At 53.5% G+C, this 2,836-nt stretch carries 3 protein-coding genes; all 3 read right to left on the reverse strand.

Annotated elements, in window-relative coordinates; translation table 11 throughout:
• A partial coding sequence (locus tag HMPREF2955_RS16525; RefSeq protein WP_210401284.1) for a PAAR-like protein occupies positions 1-1,111 on the reverse strand: 1,111 nt, incomplete at its 3' end.
• 3 nt (positions 1,112-1,114) lie between these two features.
• Positions 1,115-2,017: a hypothetical protein gene (locus HMPREF2955_RS06465; protein ID WP_139145496.1), complete on the reverse strand. Its 903-nt coding sequence runs from the start codon at positions 2,015-2,017 to the stop codon at positions 1,115-1,117.
• 13 nt (positions 2,018-2,030) lie between these two features.
• A partial coding sequence (locus HMPREF2955_RS16530) for a phage baseplate assembly protein V (RefSeq protein ID WP_246830084.1) occupies positions 2,031-2,836 on the reverse strand: 806 nt, incomplete at its 5' end.

Raw genomic sequence — 2,836 nt, forward strand, 5'->3', positions numbered from 1 at the left:
CCCAAGCAATGCCCACCACGATTAAGGCTCTGCCTGCAACCTTGCCCACAGTTCTAAGCACTGGGGAGCTTTCGATGTATTGCGTGCCTTTCCACAAGGCATCGTTGGCTTTCGCGGCTGCCTTGCTGCTTTGCGCGGCCTTCGAAAAGTTAGATTCCGAAATGACCTTGACAGGTCTGAGATTTGCAACCTTCGAACGAACGGACTTTATTAATCCCTTTGCTTTTGTTGGAGGTTTCGTTACCTTTTCCGATTTCCTTGTAGAGGACACATCGCCAGTTCCCTTGGTTGCGTAGTTGATAATCCGCATATTGCCATCGCCATCAACGTGGGTCACAGTGCGTCGTAAGCTGTTCTTATCATTGGCTGCTTTCATTGCCTCCGCATGATTTTCAGGCACGGCACCTTGTTCTAAATGTCTTCCCACCCATTTCTGGCTAAGTTGTTTGCCCGAATCCTTTGTTTTCTCTGGTCCCTTTTTCCAAGGTTTCGCATCGTCCACAATATACTCTCCATTCTTGGTGTATGCCCCATCGAACCCCTTTCCCGTAGGCTTGTCGATGTACATCAACGGATGTTTGCTCCGAATGTTCTGCATCCCCCTTGCGGCATAAAGCCTGTTGGCCGCCATCTCTCCATAATTGCCTTTCCGAATGTTGGTATTAAGTTCGATTATCCCTTTCCCCACATCATACAGCACCCTGTCTTGTACGAAACCGACGCACCGGTTGTAGTCGAGCCATTGCAGGGGGACACCCAATCCCAACCCACGGAGCACGCCGGCCGACGGGACGGTGAAGTCTGCCGTTATCTTGCCTCCCTCCTTGCATAAGAGGCAGGCGTCCTCAAATACCAGCTTATGGCCGTTCACCTTCACCCCCGCAGCACACTTGTCCCAATACAAGGGATTGAAACAGCACGGCTTGTGCGTCAGTGAACAGATGCCGAACGGGGGGATGTTCACATTCGGCACGATGTCGGCCTCCGTAACGAAAAGCTCACCGTACAGGCGACAATTGTTGCTGTGCGTAACCCTTATTTGTGTGGGAAACTGCCCCTTGTCGCAAACCAGGGTACAGTTGTCCGGGATGTATTTCTTTGCCTCTTCCATAAGTTACTCCGTGTTTGGTTCGTTCATTTCCAACGTCTCCACCATGTCTTCCGCAGCCTTGAGAACCTCCAATCCCCTTGCCGTGACCTGTATGAGCCGATGACCCGTTGCCACGGCGTACCAGTTTGAAACAGAAGTGTTGAGGTACAGCTCCGCCTGTGCGATGGTGCCGTTCTTTAAGAAAGTGTAGCTCTCCTCAAAGTCTACGTTTAGGCGCGCCTCGATGTTGTACACCTTCGTAAGGTTCTTCAACATCCTTAAGAATGTTGGCCGGTTGAAGGCTCTACTGGCAAGTGTGGCCTTGCTTACGACGTTTTTCACAAGGCCACGGTCGTCTTCTCGCGGAGCGATGCAGCTTTCCACATTGAGCGGCAGGTCCACTTCCCCAAAATAGTTCTTCAGCAAAAGTTCGTTTCGTTCCATCTCCTCATACTCCCTATGGTACCAAGGTTGGAAGAAAATGCGCCAAAAGCCATAGCCGCCAAAGAGCGAGTGGACGAACTTCTCCTTGTCTTCCAACAGTTGGGACGTTCCTTCCACCAAGGGTTCCACATCCGACGAGTATGCCCGCAATATCTCCGCCCGTTTAAGCTTCCAACGGCTCCTGACGCCGTCAAAGTCGGTAATGTTCCTCACCGCACCGTCATAGCCTACGGCCACGCGCATGTCTGAATACATGTCGCAAAGTTCGTCGTTATAGTAATGTATAAGCGCCGTACCTTTGGTAACGTGTCGGTGATGTTCAATGCGGAAGAGCAGCTCCTCGCCATTGTCCTCCAAAAGGGCCAGTTCCACAAGGCGGTCACAAACAAACTCCGTAATCTTGTTGCCCAAAAGTACGCGGTTGGCAGACGAGATGAGGTAATAGGATTGATGCCCTGTTTCAGGCAATGGTAGTGTTGCCATAACGATTTCTGTTTCACGATTGGTTAACTTCCACATCACCGCCCGTCACGAAAGTGCAGTCGCCGCCGCCGACATTGGTGTTGGTCGAGCCTTTGAAGGTAGCCTCCGACGCTTTGCTTTCTATGGCAACTGCACCTGTTGCGGCTGTTGATTTCACGTCGCCCGTCTCTGCATTTGTAACGATGCCTTCCTCCGAAATGGTAATCGTGTTTTCGCCCACCTTTATTGTTATCTTGCTTTTGCCCTCCAACAGGATGTTACCGTCAGCGTCCATTTGCAAGCAGCTAGCACCTTTCCCTACGTTAGTGGCATAGTTCGCCCCTGCATTTACCACGTGGCTGTTACCGGCAGAGATGGTGCAGTTGTTCTTCGAACTCGTCGTTGTGTTCCCTGCACCGTCCATCAAGAGCCACGCCTTGCCAGGATCGGCTAGTCGCACGCTGCCCGTCTCGTCGTTCAGTGTCAGCGTACTTCCGCTGCGCGTGGTGATGCTCTTGCAACAGTTATCTTGCCCTCCTCCCTTACCGGTCCTGCCGTTAAACAAACTCCCCATCACGTAAGGGCGGTTGGGGTCGCCGTGTCGGAAACCCACCAGCACGTGGTCGCCCACCTCGGGGATGAACACGAAGCCGCGGTTGGCGGACACGCTGTTGCTGCCCCCGCCGTCGGGCGTCATCACGCGTATCCAGCCCGTGCGCATGCCGCCCGTCTGCCAGTTCATCCGCACCTGCACGCAGCCCTTGCCGCCGGGGTCGGCATTGCTCGTAACCCGGGCCATCTGCGTCTCGGCCACGGCCAGGTCAACGTCGGGAAGGGGAA

The sequence above is a fragment of the Prevotella sp. HMSC073D09 genome, assembly GCF_001814145.1.
Classification (GTDB): Bacteria; Bacteroidota; Bacteroidia; order Bacteroidales; family Bacteroidaceae; genus Prevotella; species Prevotella conceptionensis.

Bases quoted from the DNA above. Each gene is read 5' to 3' on its own strand.
- HMPREF2955_RS06465 (WP_139145496.1), bottom strand. From the start codon at position 2,017: ATGGCAACACTACCATTGCCTGAAACAGGGCATCAATCCTATTACCTC.